20 protein-coding genes are annotated in these 22,068 nt (G+C 65.9%); 5 read left to right on the plus strand and 15 right to left on the minus strand.

Going from position 1 to position 22,068, the window contains the following annotated elements:
- Nucleotides 1-14: 14 nt before the first annotated feature.
- The 3 genes from mutM to V7P99_RS10410 all read right to left on the minus strand — a co-directional run bounded on the left by mutM (nt 15) and on the right by V7P99_RS10410 (nt 4,429).
- Nucleotides 15-902, minus strand: a complete 888-nt coding sequence (gene mutM / locus V7P99_RS10400) for a bifunctional DNA-formamidopyrimidine glycosylase/DNA-(apurinic or apyrimidinic site) lyase (RefSeq protein WP_333794747.1) — start codon at nt 900-902, stop codon at nt 15-17.
- A 96-nt stretch (nt 903-998) separates the two neighbouring features.
- A complete protein-coding gene (locus tag V7P99_RS10405) occupies nt 999-1,883 on the minus strand; it encodes a hypothetical protein (RefSeq protein ID WP_333794748.1) in 885 nt (294 codons plus the stop codon).
- Nucleotides 1,880-4,429 (minus strand): Lon protease family protein, encoded by a 2,550-nt coding sequence (locus V7P99_RS10410; protein WP_333794749.1) that lies wholly within the window; start codon nt 4,427-4,429, stop codon nt 1,880-1,882. The genes V7P99_RS10405 and V7P99_RS10410 overlap by 4 nt, the downstream gene beginning before the upstream one ends.
- Nucleotides 4,430-4,616: 187 nt before the next feature.
- Here V7P99_RS10410 and V7P99_RS10415 point away from each other — a divergent pair, with 187 nt between their 5' ends.
- Nucleotides 4,617-5,147: an MmcB family DNA repair protein gene (locus V7P99_RS10415; protein ID WP_333794750.1), complete on the plus strand. Its 531-nt coding sequence runs from the start codon at nt 4,617-4,619 to the stop codon at nt 5,145-5,147.
- Between the two features lie 70 nt (nt 5,148-5,217).
- Here V7P99_RS10415 and V7P99_RS10420 read toward each other — a convergent pair whose 3' ends face one another.
- Nucleotides 5,218-5,784, minus strand: a complete 567-nt coding sequence (locus tag V7P99_RS10420) for an ActR/PrrA/RegA family redox response regulator transcription factor (RefSeq protein ID WP_333794751.1) — start codon at nt 5,782-5,784, stop codon at nt 5,218-5,220.
- Nucleotides 5,785-5,944: 160 nt separating this feature from the next.
- Nucleotides 5,945-7,375 (minus strand): ActS/PrrB/RegB family redox-sensitive histidine kinase, encoded by a 1,431-nt coding sequence (locus tag V7P99_RS10425; protein ID WP_333794752.1) that lies wholly within the window; start codon nt 7,373-7,375, stop codon nt 5,945-5,947.
- 162 nt (nt 7,376-7,537) lie between these two features.
- Between V7P99_RS10425 and V7P99_RS10430 the strand changes: the two genes are divergently transcribed.
- The gene (locus V7P99_RS10430) at nt 7,538-8,200 is read left to right on the plus strand and encodes an SCO family protein (RefSeq protein ID WP_333794753.1); all 663 of its coding nucleotides are present in this window, start codon (nt 7,538-7,540) and stop codon (nt 8,198-8,200) included.
- A 158-nt stretch (nt 8,201-8,358) separates the two neighbouring features.
- Nucleotides 8,359-9,738, plus strand: coding sequence for a polyhydroxyalkanoate depolymerase (locus V7P99_RS10435; RefSeq protein ID WP_333794774.1), 1,380 nt, complete (start codon nt 8,359-8,361; stop codon nt 9,736-9,738).
- Between the two features lie 148 nt (nt 9,739-9,886).
- Here V7P99_RS10435 and V7P99_RS10440 read toward each other — a convergent pair whose 3' ends face one another.
- Together V7P99_RS10440 and V7P99_RS10445 are read right to left on the minus strand one after the other, a co-directional pair.
- Nucleotides 9,887-10,825 carry a 50S ribosomal protein L11 methyltransferase gene (locus V7P99_RS10440; protein ID WP_333794754.1) on the minus strand — a complete coding sequence of 313 codons (939 nt, stop codon included), beginning with the start codon at nt 10,823-10,825 and terminating at the stop codon, nt 9,887-9,889.
- A 49-nt stretch (nt 10,826-10,874) separates the two neighbouring features.
- Nucleotides 10,875-12,536: a GMC family oxidoreductase gene (locus V7P99_RS10445; RefSeq protein ID WP_333794755.1), complete on the minus strand. Its 1,662-nt coding sequence runs from the start codon at nt 12,534-12,536 to the stop codon at nt 10,875-10,877.
- Nucleotides 12,537-12,817: 281 nt separating this feature from the next.
- Here V7P99_RS10445 and V7P99_RS10450 point away from each other — a divergent pair, with 281 nt between their 5' ends.
- Nucleotides 12,818-13,252, plus strand: a complete 435-nt coding sequence (locus V7P99_RS10450; protein WP_333794756.1) for a GlcG/HbpS family heme-binding protein — start codon at nt 12,818-12,820, stop codon at nt 13,250-13,252.
- A gap of 83 nt (nt 13,253-13,335) precedes the next feature.
- Here V7P99_RS10450 and V7P99_RS10455 read toward each other — a convergent pair whose 3' ends face one another.
- The 8 genes from V7P99_RS10455 to V7P99_RS10490 all read right to left on the minus strand — a co-directional run bounded on the left by V7P99_RS10455 (nt 13,336) and on the right by V7P99_RS10490 (nt 21,237).
- On the minus strand, nt 13,336-13,896 hold the full coding sequence (locus tag V7P99_RS10455; protein ID WP_333794757.1) for a TIGR00645 family protein: 561 nt from the start codon (nt 13,894-13,896) through the stop codon (nt 13,336-13,338).
- A 72-nt stretch (nt 13,897-13,968) separates the two neighbouring features.
- Nucleotides 13,969-14,907: a L,D-transpeptidase family protein gene (locus V7P99_RS10460; protein WP_333794758.1), complete on the minus strand. Its 939-nt coding sequence runs from the start codon at nt 14,905-14,907 to the stop codon at nt 13,969-13,971.
- Nucleotides 14,908-15,136: 229 nt separating this feature from the next.
- Nucleotides 15,137-16,063: a murein L,D-transpeptidase family protein gene (locus tag V7P99_RS10465; protein WP_333794759.1), complete on the minus strand. Its 927-nt coding sequence runs from the start codon at nt 16,061-16,063 to the stop codon at nt 15,137-15,139.
- A 9-nt stretch (nt 16,064-16,072) separates the two neighbouring features.
- Nucleotides 16,073-17,068, minus strand: coding sequence for a murein L,D-transpeptidase family protein (locus V7P99_RS10470; protein ID WP_333794760.1), 996 nt, complete (start codon nt 17,066-17,068; stop codon nt 16,073-16,075).
- A gap of 148 nt (nt 17,069-17,216) precedes the next feature.
- Nucleotides 17,217-18,212 (minus strand): acetyl-CoA carboxylase carboxyltransferase subunit alpha, encoded by a 996-nt coding sequence (locus V7P99_RS10475; RefSeq protein ID WP_442909894.1) that lies wholly within the window; start codon nt 18,210-18,212, stop codon nt 17,217-17,219.
- Between the two features lie 185 nt (nt 18,213-18,397).
- Entirely contained in the window at nt 18,398-19,342 is a 945-nt protein-coding gene (locus tag V7P99_RS10480) for a site-specific tyrosine recombinase XerD (RefSeq protein ID WP_333794762.1), read from the minus strand.
- 3 nt (nt 19,343-19,345) lie between these two features.
- Nucleotides 19,346-21,082: a hypothetical protein gene (locus V7P99_RS10485; RefSeq protein WP_333794763.1), complete on the minus strand. Its 1,737-nt coding sequence runs from the start codon at nt 21,080-21,082 to the stop codon at nt 19,346-19,348.
- Entirely contained in the window at nt 21,079-21,237 is a 159-nt protein-coding gene (locus tag V7P99_RS10490) for a hypothetical protein (RefSeq protein WP_333794764.1), read from the minus strand. The genes V7P99_RS10485 and V7P99_RS10490 overlap by 4 nt, the downstream gene beginning before the upstream one ends.
- 245 nt (nt 21,238-21,482) lie before the next feature.
- Here V7P99_RS10490 and V7P99_RS10495 point away from each other — a divergent pair, with 245 nt between their 5' ends.
- Nucleotides 21,483-22,064 (plus strand): shikimate kinase, encoded by a 582-nt coding sequence (locus V7P99_RS10495; RefSeq protein ID WP_333794765.1) that lies wholly within the window; start codon nt 21,483-21,485, stop codon nt 22,062-22,064.
- The last annotated feature ends 4 nt before the right edge of the window (nt 22,065-22,068 follow it).

The raw sequence follows: 22,068 nt of genomic DNA on the forward strand, positions 1-22,068 counted from the left end.
CCCGCTCCTTTTCGTCAGCGCTGGCAGACTGGGCAGAAGAAGCTCGAGCGCCCGGCCTGCGTGTTGCGTCGCACAATGCCTCGGCAGCCCGGCCGAACGCAAGGCTCCCCCTCGCGGCCATAGACGCAGAACGTCTCCTGAAAGGCGCCGGCCTGGCCATCTGCTTGGCGATAGTCACGCAGCGTCGAGCCGCCAGCCGCGATCGCAGCTTCGAGCACGGCCTTGATGGCGGCCACGAGTCGGGTCGCGTGTGCAGTCGGCTTGCCGGTGGGTGTCGCCAGCACGGAGGCAGGCCGCCCCGGCTTGAGCCCCGCGCGGAACAGCGCTTCGCAGACATAGATGTTGCCGAGACCGGCCACGATCCGCTGATCCATGAGGAATGCCTTGAGGTCACTCCGCCGCCCGGCTGCGCGCGAAGCGAGATAGGCGGGCGTCAGCTCAGCCGAGAGCGGCTCGACGCCGAGAGCCCTCATCATCGCATGCGCGGCAAGCTCGGCTTCCGGCACCAGCAGCATGTAGCCGAACCGCCTTGGGTCCGCGTATGTGATGCGCCCGCCGCCCTGCATCTCGAACACGGCGTGCTCGTGTTTGGGCGCGGCGCCGGTGCTGTACTCATAATCGCCGATGAGATGGGGTTTCGCCTCGCCGGGCGCCTGGATGTGAAAGCGCCCCGTCATGCCGAGGTGCATGACGAGAGCTTCATCCGTCGAAAGGTGTGCGATGAGGTATTTTGCGCGCCGCTCAAGGCGGAGCACGCGCGCGCCTGCCAGACGCTCTGCGAAGCGTTCCGGAAAAGGAAAGCGCAGGTCTGCCCGCCGCGTCGTGACGCGCCGGAACGTACCGCCTTCGAGCAAGGATGCGAGCCCAATGCGGACGGTTTCAACCTCAGGCAACTCCGGCATGCGCTATCGTCCCAGTATCGAGCCTGGGAGCTAGTAACGGGAGTGATGCAATGGGACAAGGCTTGCGCCGCATCTTCTGGCGCGGCCAGTCCAACGCTACCGCACCAGGAACAGCGGACCGTCAAGCATCTCCGCCAATGGCGCAACGTCCTCTTCGCGCCGCGCGAGCGCACCGCCGAAGCGGGTGATGACAAACCCCGCGCCGGCATGCCGCAACAGGCATGCGACGCTCTGCGGCGTGTGCATGGACATATCGAGCACCTCGAGCCTCCCGTACGGAGCCGCTGCGCCGAGCGCAAGGCGAACCTGGCCTTCCAGCCAATCCTGACGTCCCCGATCATCGTCGAGCAGCCAGAGGCGCGCCTCGCCTCCGACGGCCGACGCGATCCGCTCGGCCGCGCGCATCATCGGGACGGCGCGCTCCAATTCCTCGGCGACGGCGATCACCGGCCCGCGGGTGCGCCGCGCCTCCGGGCCGGCGACGACGATGCCGGTGGCCGCATGCACGGTATTGAACACCTGCGCGAGCCCGGCTCCCATGTGACCCGTGGCCGTGCCGTTGCGTACCGGAACGCCGACCGTCACAACGTTCCAGGGGCCCATCTCGGCGCACGTCTCGGCAAGGGCCTGGAGCGGATCCGCGCGCACGACGCGCACCGCCGCCTTCACCTCCGCTGCGCGCGCCTTTGCAAGCACGCGCCGCTGCTGTGCGGCTGCATGCGCTTCGAGATCGCCCGCCAGCACAGCTTGCGACATGGCCCGCGTCCGGCGTCCCGAAAAAGAGACCTCGCGCGCGAACGGCAGATCCGCAAGATCGAAGAGCTGGCGATCCTCGATGAAAAGGCTCTCGATCTCGGAGCCGAAGGCCTGCGCCAGCCGCAAAGCGGCATCCACGGCCGCTTCCTGCGGCTCTTCGGAGGCTCCCAGCCACAGCACGACGCGGCCGCTCTGCTCCTCCGCCTCGGCGACGTGCGCGATCATACCGTCTCCTTGGCAGCACTTCCGGGCGCACCGGCCACGGCGAAAGCGCGTGCGCGCTCGGCGAATGAGCGGAGACGGGCGTCGATGCGCCCGTTCACCGTCTCGGGAGCGAAGCGGCCGTCCGCACTGCGCTCACCTGCATCGAGCCCGGTCAGGAGCGCGATGCCCTCGTCCACCGTGCGGATGGCATAGACGGCGAAGCGCCCCTCGCGCGCTGCCGCAACCACGTCCTCGCGCAGCATGAGGCTGTGGCAGTTAGCCTCTGGAATGAGGACACCCTGCGAGCCGGTCAGCCCACGCGCCACGCACAGATCAAAGAACGCCTCGATCTTCTCGTTGACGCCGCCCACGGCCTGGATCTCGCCCCACTGATTGAGCGAGCCTGTGACCGCCATATCCTGGCGCAACGGCGCGTCGGCCAAGGCCGACATGAGCGCAAACAACTCGGCCGCCGAGGCGCTGTCGCCTTCCACCGTGTCATAGGATTGCTCGAACACGAGCGTCGCGGCGAGCGCCAGCGGCACCTCTCGCGCGAAGCGTCCCGCGAGATAGCCCGAAAGGATCATGACTCCTTTCGCGTGCAGCGGACCGCCAAGAGCGACCTCGCGCTCGATATCGATCACGCCACCCTGGCCGAGGTGGACTCGGGCAGTGATGCGCGCCGGGCGGCCAAATGCGAGAGACCCCTTCTGCACGAGCGAGAGCGCATTGATCTGCCCGACCTTGCGGCCGCCCGTGTCGATCTTGACGAGGCCACGCTCCACCGTCTCCTGCGCCTGCTCGCGCATCCGGTCTCGGCGGCGAGCCCATTCTTTGAGCGCACGCGAGACATCGGCGGCTGTCGTTACCTTGCGGCTGTCCGCGTCCGACCAGTAATCCGCCTCGCGAACGATATCGGCGATGCGTCCGGTCTCGAGAGCAAGCTTGTCGCGGTCCTCGCTCACGCGCTGCGCCTCTTCCATGAGGCGCGCAACGCCACCGGAATCGATCGGCTTCAGCCCGTGCGCCTGAACGATGGAGGCGACAAGCCGCGCATAGACGCGATCATTCTCCGTGCTTCGCGCGATGCTTTCGTCGAAGTCCGCCTGCACCTTGAAGAGCTGTGGGAACTCCGGATCGCTTCGCTCAAGCCGTTCGAGCGTTTCCGGATCGATCATCAGCACCACCTTGATGGCGAGTGGGATCGGCTCCGGCTCGAGCGTATCCATTGGGGGCGCAGCACCGCTTGCGGACCTCGGCGGCCGATGGATGGAAATCTCTCCCGCCTCGAGCACGCGCTTCAGGCCGTTCCATGCCTCGGGCTCGGCAATAAGGCGGCGCGCGTCGACAATCAGGGCGCCGCCGTTGGCCTTGTGCAGCACGCCGGGCCGGATGGACAGCACATCGGCAACAAGGCCGCCGCTGTATGCGCTGTGCTCCACGGCGCCGACGAGGCTTGCGAGTGTCGGGGCCGGTGTCTCGCAGACCGGCGCGCCGGTCTTGTCGTCCGGGCGCGAGACGAGCACGTTCACGAGATAGCGGCGCAGGCGGGCATCCTGCGCGGGCTCAATCTGCGCGGCGATGGCAATGCGCTCGGGATCGGGCAGCGCGAATTGCGACGCGCTGCGTATCAGATCCTTCTCGACGTCGGCCAGGAACGCGACCACATCCGGGACGTCCGCGAAGGTCTGTGTGAGCTCGGCCAGCGTGTCATCCAGAACATGGCGCAGAACCTCGCCGTCGAGCTCGGCCGTTTGGCCGCGGCGGCGCTTATCCGCATCCGGTCTGTTGGCAAGGGTGGCTTCAAGCTCCGCCTCGAACGCCGCGATACGCCTTTCCACATCCACGCGCATGGCCTCGGGAAGCTGGCGGAACACCTCTGGCCGCACCACCTTGCCATCGTGCATGGGCGCCATAGCGAAACCGAGCGGGGTGCGCAGCACGGCAATGTTCTGCTCGGCGGCCCGCCCCTCGAGCATCTCGAGCGCACTCTGATGGCCGGCGCGGAACGCCTCCTCTATGGCGCGCCGCCGCGCCCTGTAGTCCTCGGAGGCGAACGCGGCGGGAAGAGCTCCGGCCAGCTCGCGCATCGCCCGCTCCATGCCGTGCGCAAGCTCTTTCGCCCGCCCGGGCGGAAGCGGGAGGGCCCGCGGGCGGCGCGGATCTTCGAAATTGTGCACGTAGACCCAATCCGGCGGCGTTTGCGAGGCCGCGGCGATCTTGGCAAGATGCGCGCGGACCGCGGCGCTTCTTCCGGCGGACGGCGCGCCGACGATGAAGATGTTGAAGTCCCGTGCCCGCATGCTGAGGCCGAATTCGATTGCCGCCTGCGCCCGCTCCTGGCCAGCCAGGCCGCTCGCCGGCTCAAGGTCGGCGGTCGTATCGAAACCGAGCCCTTGCCGGTCGACAGCACGGTGCAACTCCGAGGGTGCGAGCGGCTTTAGCTTGGACGCGATCTCGGCAACCGCGCTGGAGGCACGCTGCGCGGAGTCGCCGTCCTTCGTCTTGCTGTCGGCCGGCATCGACGCCGGTGCCGATTTGGTCTTTGTCAGCCGTTTGAAGAACATCGGAATGTCGGTCTCACGGGTATGATGAGGACATGATGAGGACGGGCACGCTTCCCCGGCGGGCTCGGATGAAGGCGGAAGGCAAGCCGATGCGGCCGCAGAGCGCATGCTCCGATGCGCCCGGCGTCTTGCTTGCCTCCGGCAAGGCTGCTTGCGTCCAAAACGATCAGGCGCTGATGGCAGATCGATGACCATCACGGAGGGCTATGTGGAGAACGGCACGAATCATCCGGAAATTCCGCTGCCCGCGTTCGGCGGTCCGCAGTCGCCGGTGGCGCGCGATATCTGCCGCGGGGTCGTGCGCGTTCTCGCGGCACATGGACTGGCGGCGGTTGCCGAGCTTCCGCTGCCCAATGGCCGCCGCGCGGACGTTGTGGGGCTCGGCCCCGACGGCATGATCTGGATCGTCGAGATCAAATCCTGTCTCGAGGATTTCAGAAGCGATCGGAAATGGCCGGAGTACCGCGAGTTCTCGGACCGGCTTTTCTTTGCCGTCGGCGTGGGATTTCCCTGCGAGATTCTGCCCCGGGACGCGGGCCTCATCGTCGCCGATCGCTATGGCGGCGAGATCCTTCGGCCGGCTGCGGAGGCCCGTCTGGCCGCCCCGAAGCGGAAAGCCATGACCTTGCGTCTCGCGCGGGCCTCGGCAATGCGCCTTTCAACTCTGCTCGACCCTACGCTTCCGGCCAGCGTCGGCCGCGATATTTCCAGCGCTTAGTTACGCGGGCACGCGGTCGCGGCAAGCCAAAGCGCTCTCCGATTGGAGCGCGGCCAGGATGTGCGGAGGATTACTTCGGGGCACGCTTGGCGAGGATGCGCTGCAACGTCCGCCGATGCATGTTGAGGCGCCGCGCGGTTTCCGAGACGTTGCGGTTGCAGAGCTCGTAGACGCGCTGGATGTGCTCCCAGCGGACGCGATCCGCCGACATCGGGTTCTCAGGCGGGGCCGCCTTGGCGTTGTGGGGCGCGAGCAGCGCGTCCGTCACGTCATCGGCGTCGGCGGGCTTGGCCAGATAGTCGATGGCACCAAGCTTCACGGCCGAGACCGCGGTCGCGATGTTGCCATACCCGGTGAGCACGATGATGCGCGTATCGGGCCTGACCTTCGTCAGCTCGGCGATGATCTCGAGCCCGTTGCCATCCTCGAGGCGCATGTCCACGACCGCGAATGCCGGCGCCTGCTGCCTAATCAGGTCGATGCCCTCGGCGATCGAATGGGCGCTGCGAACCTCGAAGCCGCGCAGCTCCATAGCGCGCGCCAACCTCTGAAGGAACGGCCGATCGTCATCGACGATGATCAGCGACCGGTCCTCGGGCAGCTCGTCTTTCTGGAACGATAGGTCTTCAGTCACCACGGTACACCTCCCGGGTCCTCGACTTATATTAGCGGAGACTTGTTCGCAAACAGGAGTTGCACGAAAAGGCATAATAAATGGAAAGAATTTTGGGATGACCGGTTAAGGAGAGTTGTTTGCGGGCCTCCTATCCCGGCCTCACCGTTATCTTTTAAGCCACTCAAATCGCATCAGAAATAGGATCGTTCGGCCCTGGCGGCTCGAGCCTGCGGACCGGGCGGGGGATCTGCGCCTCCTGCGCCTCGGCAGGCGCTTCGAAGGCGGGTCTCGGCCAAGTGATGCGCACGATGGCCCCGTGCTGGGGCACCGGCCGATTCTCCAGCGTAATCCGCGCCTCGGACCGCTCGAGAAGCGTCTTGGCGATAAAGAAGCCAAGCCCGAGCCCCGAGATCTTATTTCCGCTCCGGCGCTCCTTGCGCCCCTGGGAGCGTGTCGTAACATAGGGCTCGCCGATGTTATCGATGAGGTCGGGCTTGAAGCCGGGCCCATCGTCCGCGATCAGTACGGTGAGGGCCTGGCCATCCCATTCGCCCGTGATCTCGACGCGGCCTTGAGCATAGTCGGCGGCGTTCTCGATGATGTTCCCAAGGCCATAGATGACGCCGGGACGCCGGATGGTTACCGGCTCGCGGGCGGCCGGCCCCGTCGCGGCCTCGGACGGCCCGGTGCGGATCGCGATCTTGGTCAGCCCGTCCATATAGGGGGCGGCCGCCTCATGCAGCATCTCCTTCACCGTGAGGCTGCCGTGCAGCGGATCCTCATCGGGGGGATGGCGGGTCAGCTTCTGCAAAATCTCGCGGCAGCGCTGCGCCTGGCTGCGGAGCAGCAGGATGTCGTCCCGATGAGGGCTGTCCTTTTCGACCTGACGGTCGAGCTCGTTGGTAACCAGCGTGATGGTGGACAGCGGCGTGCCGAGCTCATGGGCGGCAGCGGCGGCGAGGCCGTCCAGCGCATGCAGCTTCTGCTCGCGCGAAAGCACGAGCTCGGTCGCGGCCAGCGCGGCCGACATCTGCCGGCCTTCCTGCGTCAGCCGCCAGACATAAAGCGCGAGGAACGGCATCGACGCGGTGACGGCCGCCAGGATGCCCGCCTTGTAGAGGAACGGAAAGGCCAGCGGCGGATCCACATACCAGGGCAACGGCATGGCATTGAAGGCCAGAAGCCAGGTGCACCCGAGCGCCAGCAGGCCGAGGCCGACGGTATAGGCAAGCGGCAGAGTGGCCGCGGAGACCGTTACCGGTGCGACGATGAGCATGGTGAACGGATTGTCCACACCGCCTGTAAGATAGAGCAGCGAGGCGAGCTGGATGATATCGTAGGCAAGCAGCGCGGTCGCGAAGTTGACCGACAGGCGGTGGCGCGCCGGGTAGCGGATGGCAAGGAAAACGTTGACCCAGGCCGAAACGGCGATGATCGTCAGGCACGGCCCGATCGGGAGATCGAACCCAAGCCAGAAATAAACGACCCCGAGCGCGAGAATCTGGCCGATGACGCCAACCCACCTCAGACGAACGATCGTCTGCAGGCGGAGCTGGCTTTCGCCGGTCAGCAGCAGCTTGCTTTCGAAAACCTTGTTCAGGTGTGCGGGCACGGGGGTGACTTGTTCCTTGTGCATTTGCCTCAAGATCAGGGACTGTAGCACAGCTTGCAAGTGCCTGTTGTGTGCTCCAGATAGGGGCGGACATCTGGAAACGGCGAGACTGAACCTCGTCGGTCCGAAGGCAGGCGGCTGCGCCAGGATGGAGAGATCGGGATGAGCGGTGAGACGACTGGACCGAAATTCGCGGGGGCCTCGCGCCGCACGCTTCTCCTCGCACTTCTTATCGGACTCGCGGCCGGCGTGTTAAGCGCCGTGCTGATCTTTGCCCCATCGGCGGAGTCTCCGAAAGTACAGACTGCCGGCAAAGCCCTCGTCGGCGGGCCGTTCACGCTCACCGAGCCCTCCGGCAAGCGCGTCACCGAAAAGGACTTCGCGGGACGCCCGCTGCTCGTCTATTTCGGCTTCACTCACTGCCCCGACGTATGCCCGGCAGGCCTGCAGGTCATCGCTGCGGCGCTCGACCAGCTCGGCGACAAGGCCAAGGACATGACGGCTGTCTTCATCACGGTCGATCCGGACCGCGACACACCCGAGGTGCTTGGCAAGTACGTCGCCTCCTTCCACAAGGATATCGTCGCGCTGTCGGGCTCACCGGAGGACATCGCCGCCGTGACCAAGGCCTATCGGGTCTTCGTCAAGAAGGTGCCCGATCCTTCCAGCCCGAACGACTACAGCGTCGACCACAGCTCGTTCATGTATCTGATGGATGGCAACGGCGAATATAGGCGCCACTTCCTTCACAGCGTCGACGCGGCGGAGCTTGCCGACGTGCTCGCCAAGGCAATCGACAATCCTGCCGCCGCTCCGGATGCTTAGCCTTCAAGATCGAATCAGTGCATTCTTTTTTCGGGGGAGCAGCAAGATCCGATTGAACAGGGTTCGACGGCTTTTAGCCGCATCCCCCGTTGATGAAGCGGGCGAGCCTGCGCATCGTAGCGGGGCGCGGGCGCCCTGATCGCGATCGGAGCAAGCTCGTGCTGTATCACTGGTATGAGATGGGCCACGCCGCGCTAGGGCCGCTACGCGCCATCGCCGAGCAGATGCGCTATCTGGTCGAAAGCCCCTTCAATCCTATCTCGCAGACGCCGGTGGGGCGTCACGCCTCGGCCGCCTGCGAGGTGTTCGAGCGCACCACGCGCCGCTACGAGAAGCCGGCGTTCGGCCTCACCTCGACGCGAATCGGCCATCGTAGCGTGGCAGTGCGTGAAGACGTCGTTTGGGAGCGGCCGTTCTGTCGCCTAACGCACTTCCAGCGCGACATGCCGGCCGCTCAGCGCGCCGCCGATCCCCGCATCCTGCTCGTCGCCCCAATGTCGGGCCACTTTGCGACGCTGCTGCGCGGCACGGTCGAGACGCTGCTGCCGAACCACGAGGTCTACATCACCGATTGGCAGGATGCGCGCTCCGTTCCGGCGGCGTGCGGCCGCTTCGGTCTCGACGACTACATCGAATACGTGCGTGAGATGCTCGCCGTCTTTCACGGCGATGTGCATGTCTTTGCCGTTTGCCAGTCGGCGGTTCCCGTGCTCGCTGCGGTCTCGCTGATGGAGGAAGATGGAGATCCGTCCATCCCGCTCAGCATGATCTTCGCCGGCGGGCCCATCGACACACGCGAGAGCCCGACCGCCGTCAATGACGTTGCAGTGTCCCGCGGGACCGACTGGTTCGCGCGCCACGCGGTCACCATCGTTCCCTGGCCGTACGCGGGCGCGGGGCGACGCGTCTATCCGGGCTTCCTGCAGCTCTCGGGCTTCATGTCGATGAACCTCGACCGTCACGCGAAAGCCCACAAGGACCTCTTCCACCATCTCGTGACCGGCGACGGCTGCTCGGCGGAGAAGCACCGTGAGTTCTACGACGAGTATCTCGCCGTCATGGATCTCACGGCCGAATTCTATCTCGACACAATCGATCAGGTGTTCGTGCGCCACGCGCTGCCGAAGGGCGAGATGATGCATCGAGGCCGGCGGATTGATCCAAGCCGCATTCGCCGCGCCGCGCTGATGACCATCGAGGGCGAGAAGGACGACATCACCGGCCTCGGCCAGTGCCGGGCCGCGCTCGATCTTTGCGCGGGGTTGCCGGCCGAGCGGAAGATACACGTCGCGTGCGACGGCGTCGGCCATTACGGAGTGTTCAATGGCTCCCGCTTCCGCGCCGAAATCGCACCTCGCATCGCACAGTTCGTGCGCGTCTTCGATCCGCGCTCCAAGCTGATCCTGACACGCCCCGTCACTCCACGCCGGGGCATGGCCGCGCAATTGGCAGCCGGCCATGATCCGGCGGACGTGGCCTTCACCTTCGCGGCCGCCAACGATGCGGGACCTGCGGCGCATCCGGTGCGAGGCCGCTAGAGCGCGTTCACTTTTATCGGAATAGGATTGCGCGACGTGAACGCGCTCTAAGTTTTTGTTTGAAAGACTGATTCACGTTCTCGTGTCCGCATCCACCTCAAACGATCAGGCTCTAGAGCCGTTTCGGTTCAAGTGGAAGGGGAACGGTTCAGGGTATCCATCCCTTGTCGAGATCCATGGCCTGGCGCGCCTTCGATGCGCCATCGCGGTCGAAATGCACGGCGGTCCACGCGAGGTGCGTGCCGGTTTCTTCCGACGAGCGCGAGCGCAGCGTCACGAGCACGGTTTCGCCGGCTGCGAGGTGCATCGGCGTGCGGAGTGGAAAGTAAAGCTGCTCCCAATGCGTGCGCGGCGCGTCGGGCGCAGTCGACAGCGTGATGCCTTCGATCAAGTCCGCCTCCCACCAGTAGGCGAACCCATAGACTGTCTGCGCCGACCCAAGCTTCCAGGACGCCTCGCCCCTGCGGGTGCCTTTCCTGTCGGAGCCGAGCGTGACGCTGTCCCAGACCTTGGCCGCCGCCCCGTCCTCCAAGAGCTCCCCCGCCGTGAAGCTTCTGACGTAGACGTTGTTGAGGCTCATCTCACGGGCATCGGCGAGATCGATCCCGAAACCGACCTCGTCCCAGATCGTGAGCTCGCGGTGGATGCGGTCCGAGATCACAGGCACGGCGTATTGGCGGACGCGGGCCGGGATCATCAGGCCTCCGTCCTTCAAGTGCCGGCGGCGGGCATCAGCAAGCGTATCGATGATGTTCTCCTCGAACGCGTAGTTGCCGAGCGTCTCCGAGACCACCACGTCGACGCGCGGCGGATCCTCCATCTCCATCGAATGGCACGGCATGAGATGGCAGACGCGGGCGCGGTTTCGCCTGATCACGGCATCCGCCACGCCCGCAACTTCGGCCGCCTCGTAGAGCAGCACCTCGCGCGCGCCGAGCTTGGCCGCCATGAGGCCGATCAGCCCGGTTCCGGCGCCGATGTCGGCGACCGTCGTCTCATCGGGCCGGATCACGCGGGCGAGCGCGTCATGAAAGGCCTGATTGCGGATGCGGTCTGCAATCAGCGTGCGATGATATTCGATGCGCATACGGGTCCCTGGATTGGCCTCGAGCGTATGGTTTGATTTTAACGCGGGATCAGGCGTGGGCGGCGGGAGACGCGGGTGCCGTCGTAAAGCGCAATCCGCGATCCTCTGCAAAGTGCAGCATAGCCCGTTCGGCGAGCGCCGTGATGGTGAGCAACGGATTAACACCGAGCGAGCGCGGGATGACGGCCCCGTCGATCACGTAAAGGCCGTCGTGCACGGCGGTCGCTTCGGCACCCGGCGTGCCATCGAACACGCGGCACTTGTGATCGACGACGCCCTCGCCGCGCTCGGCTGCCATGCCGCAGCCGCCGAGAGGATGCGCGGTGGCCGGCTGGTGGCCCATGATGGTTCCCGCCAGCGGGTTCTTGACGTAGGAGCCGCCACTCTTGGCGACGAGGCGGGAGAGGATGGCATCAAGGCGCGCGTAGACCGGCTCATCGCTCGCACCCGGCCAGGCGAGCGAGAGCTGCCCATCTTCGAGCGCGAAGCGCCCTGACGCACTGTCATGCGAGACGGCGAAGAACGTCTGGAGATGGGCGAACGGCCCCTTGTAGACGCCCTTGACCAGGCTCGAGAGCGCGCCGAGCAGGCGGCCGTTCGGCAAAAACAGAACGGGCAGCGCGGAGGCGAAGGCGGACGGCAGCGCGCCCTCCTGCACGTTGAGCTCGTTCGCGAGGTGCTCGGCGTCGCGAAACTCGATCTGGCCCGTCACCGCAGCGCCGATCTCGAGGCCGTCCACCTTCGGCGGGTGGCCGACGCCGACACCGTTGACGACGGGCGTGGCGCCATAGCCGAACGCGATGATGTCGCCGTTGGCCGAAAAGCGATGGCCGAGCCGGTCCGAAAGAGCGAGCCCCGCCTCGCGGGAGCGCAGGAGGATTTCCGTCGACCCGAGCGTGCCCGCGGCGAGCACGACAACGGGCGCTTCGATCGCAATGTCCGGCGCGTTGCGGGGCGCTCCGAGCGAACGCGCTGCCACCTGCCATCGGCCATCAGCGCGCTTGCGAACGCGATCAACCTTGATTCCGGTGAAGACCTCGGCGCCGGTTCTCACGGCATCCGGCAGGTACGTCACCGCGACCGTATTCTTGGCGCCGACGTTGCAACCGGCGCAGCAGTCGCCGCAGCGCGTGCAGGCCAGTTGCCGAATGCCTGCCGGATTGATCGTGTCCTCGAAGCTCACGACGACACGCGAATCAACGAGGCGTCCTTCGGTGCCGCGCCCGGCCGCTTCCAGCACGCTGAATTTTGTCATCTCGCGCGCACGAGGATCCGTCGCCGGCCGCAGCCACTGCTCGGCGCGGCGGAAGCCTTCCTCGAGCGTTCCGTCCCGTGCAATCGGCGCCGGCCATGCGGCGTCGGCAAAAACGCGCGGATCCGGCACCAGCGCGACGCCGGCGTTGACGAGCGAGCCGCCGCCGAGGCCGCACGCCACGAGCACGTGCATGTCGCGCCCGAGCCGCACATCGTAGAGCGCCTGCTCGGAGCCGTTGCGGAAGCTCCGTCCCGTGACCTGGAACTCATCCTTGAGCGCCGAGAATTTCTGCGGAAACTCGCCGGTGGCGAACTCGCGGCCCCGCTCGAGCACGGCGACACGCTTACCGGCCCGCGCAAGGCGCGAAGCGGTAACGCCGCCGCCATAGCCCGAGCCGACGACGATGACGTCGTAACGCGGCTTCAGCGCACTCGCCGGAAGGCTCAGTCGTGACATTCCTCAACCCCGTGCTGGTGCTCGTCGGTCGGCGGGCCGCGCCACAGCCGATCCATGCCGAGACGAGACATCCCGCCTTACTCCTCCCGGCCGCGCGGCGCAACGCGAGGGATCAAGTCACCTGGCTGATCTTTTGCAGGCTTCCCGGCAGGTGCGCGTGCCATCATCTCAACGTCCGTCAGATGACGCACGTTCCCGGCAGGCACGTACCGTCATTGAAATCCGCCGCGCCTCTCGCAATATGCGAAACGGCACGTCTTTCGCGTATCGGAGAAAAAACCATGCATGTGACCATCGACGACGCCCAGAAGATCATCGCCGCCGCCCGCAAAGAGGCCGAGAAAACCAAAACCAAGATGTGCATTGCCGTCGTCGATAGCGGCGCCAACCTGAAAGCGTTCCACCGCATGGACGATGCGTGGGTGGGCTCCATCGACATCGCCATCAAGAAGGCGAAAACCGCCGTGTTCTTCGGCATGCCGACGGGGCAGATCGGACAGCTCTCGCAGCCGGGCGGCCCGCTGTTCGGCATCGAGCATTCGAACGACGGCCTGATCACGTTCCCCGGCGGCCTCCCGATCGTCGACAAGGATGGCGTCATGGTCGGCGCCATCGGGGTCTCGGGCAGTTCGGTCGATAACGATCACCGCGTAGCTGCGGCTGGCGTCAAGCCCGTGGGCGTCTCCGATCTTCCGGAGCATCCCTGGCGGACCTGAAGCGCGAGAGCGCTTCACTTGTGCCCGAATGATCAGGTTTTGAGCATGCGCCGCAGACCTTTGCGGCGCATGCTTCCAGTTCGTCAGTGCCCGCCTTTATCGGCCTTCGACCCATTGGCGTCATTGTGGCTGCCATGGCCTGCGATGCGGTCGGACAGCGCGAGCAACACGCTCGACACCACGAACACCACATGCACGACGACGAGCCAGAAGATCTCGCGCTCGGACACGTTCTGGATCGACATGAACTGCTTCAGGAGCTGAATCGCCGAGATGGCGACGATCGACGACAGGAGCTTGAGCTTGAGGCCCGAGAAGTCGATGGTTCCCATCCACTCGGGCCAGTCCTTGTGCTCGCTATGATCGATCTTGGAGACGAAGTTTTCGTAGCCCGAGAAGATGACGATGATCAGCAGCGAGCCGGTCAGCGTCAGGTCGACAAGTGCCAGGACACCGAGGATGACCTCGCTCTCGGTCGAGGTGAAAGCGTGCGTCGCGAGGTGAAACAGCTCGCCAGCGAACTTGATGAAGACGATGAGGATCGAGACGGCAAGCCCGAGATAAAACGGCGCCAGAATCCAGCGGCTGGCAAAAATGGCGGTCTCGAGCCCCTTCTCGATTCTGCCGGGAAGCGTGTCTGACATGTAGCCACTCCGCTGATTGCGCTTGAACGGAGCGGTGTATGACATGCACCGGGAGAGCGCCGCAACCGTTCCTCAACGCTGAGTGACGGATCTGCCGCCAAGCTCTGCGCGGCCCGATGTCGCGGCATGCTCCGGGCCCTCCGCCGTCACCACGCGAGGCGCCGGACAGCCCGAGCGTAGCGCGCCGAAAGCCCAGTCGGCCCGCGTACTTGTCCGCCGATTTTTCCGATGTGCACCGCTCTGCGTTTCGGATGAAGCCGACTTGAGCGGCGCGTCCTCGACGTGGTAGCGCCCCTCGCAAACGGCGACGCGCGGCGGACGGCGCGTCCGCTCGAACGACACGTAGCCTTCCTTGAGCGACGACCAGAAGTCGTGCCACGGGCTCTCGCTTCGCGCCGCGAGCGCCGCGTCCGTCAGGCGGAAGGGAAAGATATGCAGCGGGATGTACCGCTGCCCGTCGCGAATCGCCGCCGCGGCGAGACCGTGGATCTCGTTCATCACGGGATTGGTCATTGCGAAGCAGCCGACCGAAGAGCAGCCGCCATGCATCAGGATATAGGAGCCGCTGCGATCATGGGCGCGATCGTAGATGTTGGGAAAGCCGATGTTGATGGCGCGCTGCCAGCGGCCGAGATGGCGCATCTGGCGGTTGGTGATCGTGTAGAAACCTTCGGGCGTCTGCTTGTCGCCCTCGCGCAACTTGGGCCCGAGCGTCCCGGCCCAGTGGCAGACCGGATAGGTTGCAAAGAGAACGAAGCGGTCTCCCTTCTCGAGCCAGATCTCGAGCTCGCTCGTCTCCTTGAACATGCGCATCAGCATCGGTGCGCCGGACTTGAGACCGGCTTCGGTAAGGCGCTGCTCCAGGCGGCCAACATCCGGCGTGTCGGCAAGCGGCAGCCTTCCCTCCCCCGCGGCACGCTGGCGCTCGATGCGGTCGGAGGCCACATCCTTGAGCTCGATGCTGATCGCCGCCGCCTCGTGGGCCGCCGACAGGATGACGGCCGCTGCCAACGCCAGGCTTGCCGCCGGCCACCGGGATAAGTTTCGTTTCCATACCGGCATTGCGCGAGCCATGTCACTCTGGCGAATCGAGAGGGACGCCTGACGATTAACCGATTGAAAGCATGGGCGCCGCGGCGGAGGAAGCGCAACATGCCCGAATCGCTAATTCAGCCTTTCAAGCGAATCTGCCCGGCCACAGTTCCATCGGTGATGTGTGGATAAACCCGGCTCCGGCGGGCTATCGGGCTGCCGGCACGGGCGAAGCCGGGCATCCGGCCTCGATCGGGGCCGAGCCATCGGAGCCCTGCGGACCCGGTGCGAACGCATACTGCTTGCCGCACACGCTGACCTTGGGCGGCACCCCACTCGTCTCAAAAAGATCGTAGCCCGGCTTGAGGCTGGTCCAGAATGGCGCGAGCGGTGAGCCGCTGTGGCGCGCCAGATTGCGCTCGTTCATGCGGAACGGAAAGACCTGCACCTGGAAGCGCTGCTGGCCGCCGCTGAGCGCTCCCGTCACAAGGCGCCAGATCTCGTCGATAACGGGATTGGTCATCGCATAGCAGCCGATGGAGCCGCAGCCGCCGTGCACCATGAGGAAGGAGCCCGTGCGCCCGTGTGCGCGGTCGAAGGCGTTCGGAAAGCCGAGGTTGAACGAGCGGTGCCAGGCGCTGTTCGGATTGAGCGCGCCGGCGTCCACCGTATAGAAGCCTTCTGGCGCCTGCCGGTCTCCCGTCTTGAGCTTCGGCCCAAGCTCGCCCGACCATTTGCAGATCGGATAGGTCGCGAAGCGGTGAAAGCGGCCGTCGCGCATCATCCAGAGCTCGAGCTCGAACTCGCGCTTGAAGATGCGCAGAAAGATCGGATCTCCGACCTTCACGCCCTGGGCGGCCAACCGGCGGTCGAGGCTCGCGAGATCGGGCGTTCCCGGAAGCGTGACGCCATAGGAGGCGAGCGTGGAGCGCCAGTGCCGCTCGATGCCGATCCAGACCCGCTCCGCCTCGACGGGGCGGACCAGCGCGTAGATCGCGACCGTAATCGCGAGCGCGAGCATCAGCACCACGAGCAGCCGAACGGTCCGCGCCAGCCATCGGAAAGGCCGGCGGCCGCGCGGCCGAGCCGATGCCTCCGAGGAGGGCGCATCCGTTTGTGGAGACGGCCCGCTCACCCGTCTGCGCTACGGGTTGAAGCCGAGCGCGGACGCGCCGGGAGACATGCCGGGAAGCGTCGGAATGGAGCCAGTCGTCGCGTAGGCGGGCTGCGATTGGGCCCTCGTCGTCGACGCGACCTCGGTTGCGTCACGCGTCTTGGGCCCGGGCACAGTCAGCCGCTCGGACGCGAGCTGCCATTCAGAGGGGCGCGGCGAGAAGGGCTGCAACGATGGCTTCAGGAAGCGCGGGCAGCGGCCCTCGGGGTCGATGCGCTGCGGCTCCGAGAGGACGGCGTTGACCACATAGCGGCGCTCGCAAACAGCGACCGCCGGCGGGATGCGATTTGCCTCAAAGAAATCGTAGCCTTCCTTGAGCGTCTTCCAGAACGCGTACCACTGATGCGACTTGAAACGGTTGAGCTTCTCGTCGGTCATGCGGAACGGGAAGGCATGCACCTCGAAGCTCTGCTGGCCGCTGCGGAACGCGTCACGTGCGAGCGCGTAGATCTCTTCGGCAAGCGCATCGGTCATCGCATAGCAGCCAGCCGACTTGCATTTACCATGCACCATCAAGGCTCGTCCCGTGCGCCCGTGGGAACGATCGTAGGCGTTCGGATAGCCGAGATTGAAGGCGAGATAGTACTTGGAGTTCGGATTGAGCTGGTTCTGGGCGATCGTATAGAAGCCCTCGGGCGCCTGTTTGTCGCCTTCTCTCAGCTTCGGACCGAGCTCGCCCGACCAGTTGCAGATCGGATAGGTCTTGAAGTGATAGAAGCGCCCATCATCGCGCATCTTCCACACTTCGAGCTCGGACTCTTCCTTGAAGATGCGCACGAAGATCGGCGCGCCCGGCTGCATGCCCTTCTTGCCGAGCAGCGACACCGTCTCCGCAGCGAGCGGCTGCTCCGATGGCGGCAGCAGCCCCGGCGCGCTCGAGCAGGCCGCGAGGCCGCACGCGAGCACACCTGCAAGCGCGAGCTTGAGGCGAGAAACGAGCCTGTTACCGAGGATGCTTAGACGCACACGCTTTCCCTTTGGCGCATACGAACGACCATCCGGCCCCAACCGTAAAGTTTTCATTAACGTTACGGGCTGCCAAGATTTTTCCGCGGGCCGAGGAAAGTCAAGTCTCGTCGCGGAATAGGGCGCGCGTGCGGCGCAAGAGGGCAGCTTAAAGCTGCTGCCCGATGTTGAGGAACCGCTCGTGGCGTAAGTGCCTGATCTCAGCCGGGGATTTTCCATCAAATTCCGCCAGCGCCTTGGCGATGGCATCGCCCGCCGTCTGGATGGCGAGCTTCCGGTCGCGGTGAGCGCCGCCCACAGGCTCGCGGATGATGACATCGATCACGCCAAGCGAATCGAGATCCTGGGCGGTGATCTTCATGTTCGTGGCGGCGTCGATCGCCTTCAACGAATCACGCCAAAGGATGGATGCGGCGGCTTCGGGCGAGGCGACCGTATAGATCGCGTGCTCGAGCATCAGGATCTTGTTGGCGGCCGCAATGGCGATGGCGCCGCCGGAGCCGCCCTCGCCGATGACGACGGCGACGATGGGAACGCCGAGAGAGAGGCACTTATCCGTCGAGCGGGCGATGGCCTCCGCCTGGCCGCGCTCCTCAGCGCCGATGCCGGGATAGGCGCCCGCCGTATCCACCAGGGTCACCACCGGCAGGTTGAACCTGTCGGCCATGTCCATGAGCCGCACGGCCTTGCGGTAGCCCTCGGGCCGCGCCATGCCGAAATTGTGCCGGATGCGCCCTTCCGTATCGGAACCCTTCTCATGCCCGATAATGACGACGGATCGGCCGCGGAAACGGCCCAGGCCGCCCATGATCGCCTCATCCTCGGCGAAGTAGCGGTCGCCCGCGAGCGGCGTGAAGTCCTCAATGAGCTCCGCAATGTAGTCGAGAGAATGCGGGCGTTCGGGGTGGCGCGCCACTTGCGTCTTCTGCCACGGCGTCAGCTTGCCGTAGGTATCGACGAGCGCCGCCTTGGCCTTCTGCTCGAGCTTCTTGATCTCATCGGCGATGGATACGCCTTCGCCGTCCTCGAGCGTCTTCAGCTCGGAGACCTTGCTTTCAAGCTCGGCAATCGGCTTCTCGAAATCGAGATAGGTGCGTACAGCGATCGTACGTTCGGGTTTGGTAGGTTCCAAGCGGGGCCTCATCCTGGCGCGAGGTACGCGGGCGTTCGGTCAGACTATCGGGAAAAGAGCCCGCACGTTGACCCTGCCGCCGAAATTCTGTCAACCCCTGCGGAACTTTTCATAAACATGCGGGCGAACAGCGACCTGCATCAAGGCCGTTCGGAATTTAAGCTGCGCTGACAGAAAGCGCTCTGAGGCGATCGGCATTACCCGCCCTTCCGGGCGAGCGGATGGTGCTCGGTCACGAGCCGGCGCAGGCGCTCCTCGAGCACGTGGGTATAAATCTCAGTGGTCGAGATGTCTGCGTGCCCAAGGAGGCTCTGCACGCTGCGGAGATCCGCCCCCCGATCCAGGAGATGGCTCGCGAAGGCATGGCGCAGCACGTGCGGCGATACCCGATCCGGGTCGAGCCCGGCGAGCAGCGCCGTCGCCTTCAAGTCCTGGGCGAAGCGCTGCCGCGTCAGATGTCCCTGCCCGCCGCGCGACGGAAAAAGATATCGTGTGGCGATCATCGGCGCCACGCCGTCCTCCGGCGCAGAGCCGAGGGCGAGGTAGCGAGCGAGCGCTGCGCGGGCGCCAGCGTTGAGCGGCACCAGCCGCTCCCGCCCGCCCTTGCCGCGAATAGTGAGCAGGCGTGGATCGCCCGTGAGCACGCTGCGCGGCAGCGAGACGAGCTCGGAGACGCGCATACCCGTTGCATAGAGCATCTCGAGCAGGCAGTGATGGCGCACGGCGCGCACGAGGTCACGGCCCGAGAGGCCCTCGGCCGCCCTCGCCGCCGTCGCGATCAGGCGGTCCACCTCATCGACGGAGAGGATCTTGGGCAGCGTACGCTTCTTGCCGGGCGCCCTAAGCCCGTCCGCGGGATTTTCGGGGATGACGCCCTCGGCCTCAAGAAACTTGTAGAGCTGGCGCACGGCCGAGAGACGGCGGGCGCGTGAGGCTGGCTTCAATCCCGAGACGGACAGCTCCTGCAGGTAGCGCGAAACGTCGGCGCGCAGCGCTCCCTCGACGGCGATCGCGGATCGCGCGAGGAACGCCGTGTAATCGGCAAGGTCTCGCCGATAGGCGTCGAGGGTGTTCGCAGCCGCTCCCTTCTCCGCCGCCATCATCTCCAGAAATGCGGTGATGTGGCGCTGATCCTCACTCATGGCTCACCTCGCAGGCACGCCGCGCGGCCAGCGGCCAAACAGGCTTTCGAGCGCGAGCCGGCGCGCTTCGGTGGCGAGACCGGCACGCTTCAACGCACGGATTGCGTCGCCGAGGGCCAGCATGTGGGCGCTCTCCGCCGTGCCCGGGCCGATCGCGCGCATGACGAGAAGCACGGTGCGCCCGAACTGCTTCTTCTCCGAAGCCTCCGCCAGCTCAGAGAGGACGCCCGTCTCGGGCAAATGACCGCCCGCCGGCTGCGCCGTGCGCCCGGCAAGCTCCCACAGCCCCATCGGGACCGCGATGTCGAGCGCGTCGAGCGCCGTTACCAAGCGATGCAGCACAGCCGGATCGACACGGCCTTGCGCGGCGAGCGCCTCGACACCGGAGAAGCTGCGCCCTGGGTCCGAGCCCGATGCGGGATCGGCGAGATCGATCAGCGCCATCCAATGGGCAAGGGAATGCGACGGACGGTTCGCAGTATAGGGCGCATCGACGAACTGTGCCCAGCGGCGCGCCGCTCCATAATCTCCGCTCGCAAGGTTGATCTCGACGGCCGTCTCCGCAAACCAGCCGATTTCCGGCACCGGCTCGAGCGCGCGCGCCGGCCCCGCCATCAATTGCAGTGCCGGCCAATCAAGGCCAGACCGCCGCGCCTCGTCGAGGAAGGCGCGGATCATGCGCGCCTTGCTGAGCGCAGCCCCTTCACGTTCGGCGGCCTTGAAGAGGCCAGCGCGCTCGATCGAGCCGGCGTCGCTTCCGGCGCCGTCCGCGCGGTAAAGTGGCGCCAGGTCTTCGGCGGCAAGCCCATTGAGCCTTGCCGCCGCCTCGCCGGCTGCGAGCCGCACGTCGGGTGCGAGGCGTGGATCATGGGCGAGGCCGGCAAGAAGCGCGGGCGTCGCGGCGGACATGAGCCTTGCGCTGTCCGGCGCGCCGCCCAGCGCCGCGATGCGATAATCGAGCAGCGAGAGCCTGGCATCCGAAGGGATATCGGGCTTGAGCCCTCCGGACACGGCATCGAGGAGGTCGGCGCCTAGCCCGCCAAACTCCAGCTCACGCAAGAGGCCGGCCTGGATCGACGCTGCGGCGGTATTTCCGGAAGCTGCCGCACAATAGCCGCTGATGAGGATGAGGTCGGCCTCGATGGGCTTCGGCAGACCCGATTGCGCTGTCCTCAGGCCGTGCGCGATCTCGCACCCGCGCTCCACATTCCCGAGACCGATCTCGCTGCGCGCCGTGAGCGCACGCAGCAGCGGATCGTGCTCGGCCTCGAGATCGCGTGCGAGCACCGCGGCCACCTCGTCGATCAGTCCCGACTGCTCGAGGGCCTCGACACGCAGGGCCGTAAACCGGGCGCCATCGGCGCCTGTCGCCGGAACCGTGTCGGATCCTATGAGGCGCCGCCACAGCCCGAGCAGCACCGGCGAGCGCGGCGGGAGGGCGAGCGCCGAGATGGCTTCGGCAAATTGCGCGGCAGACAAGCCGTTCCAGAGCTCGTGCGGCAGGCCCGATCCGTCCGCCGCCAGCACTGGATCGAGCTCCTCGCGGATAACGCTCGGCGGCCGGCGCTCATAGGCAGAGGACGCCGGCGGAATTTCATTGAATGCGCTCGGGGGCCGCCGCTGCGCGGCCGCTTCCGGTATCATAAGGCACGCGAGGATCAAGGCGGCGAAAATCGGCCAGCCGGCCGCGGGGCGAAACCCTGCCGCCACGATGCGCGAGGCGGACAGCGGGCCTGTCATGGGGCTGCGTCAGGCTTGCGGATCTTGACCCCCGGCACCACCTTCACGACTTCGTGCTGCTCTGGCTCGAACTTATGGGCGAGGATGTACAATCCGACGCCAAAGAACGCTGCCATTGACCCCGAGGTAATTAGGAAGCGAAAAAGGCTCGGCATCGGCGGAAAGCGCTCTGACGAAAAGGCGGATACGGACATAGAGCGGAGATGGCCCGCTATGTCCGGACCCAACGTGGCGCGATTATGGCTCATAAATCGTTACCATTCTAGAAGAGCGCGCCGCCGGCAGCCAGACACCTCGCTTCCGAACGGGAGATTGGGCTAAGGTGAGCCCCGTGAGCGCCGGGGTGCCGGCGTCTCCCGAATCAGGCCAGCTGAGGCCGACACGAGTTCGCCGGGGACAAATGGAGCAGGATAAGGACATCGTTGACAGGGTGCGCCAGGGCCTTGGTGAGCGGTCCCTCGTTCTCGTCGGCCTCATGGGCTGCGGCAAGTCCTCGATCGGCAAGCGCCTCGCCACGCGGCTTGGCCTCCCGTTCGTCGATGCCGACGAGGAGATCGAGCGCGTGGCGCAAAAGACCATCAGCGAGATCTTTGCCGATCATGGGGAGGCGTTCTTCCGGGACCGTGAGGCCAAGGTGATCGCGCGCCTGCTCGGCAGCGGACCGCAGGTGCTGGCAACCGGCGGCGGCGCCTTCATCACCCCGGAGACCCGCGCTCGCGTGCGGGAGAGAGGCCTCTCGATCTGGCTCCGCGCCGAACTGCCGGTTCTCATGCGCCGCATCGGCAAGCGCGATTGCCGCCCGCTGCTCAAGGCCGGAGATCCCGAACGCGTCATGCGCGAGCTGATGCAGGCCCGCTATCCGATCTACGCCGAGGCGGACCTGACAGTTGACAGCCGCGACACCCCCCACGACAGCATCGTGGGCGACATCATTACCGCGCTTGCCGAGCATCCGGCGTTGGCGCAACCGATCGCGATCTGATACC

It is taken from the genome of Hyphomicrobium sp., assembly GCF_036780825.1.
Taxonomy (GTDB): Bacteria; Pseudomonadota; Alphaproteobacteria; order Rhizobiales; family Hyphomicrobiaceae; genus Hyphomicrobium_C.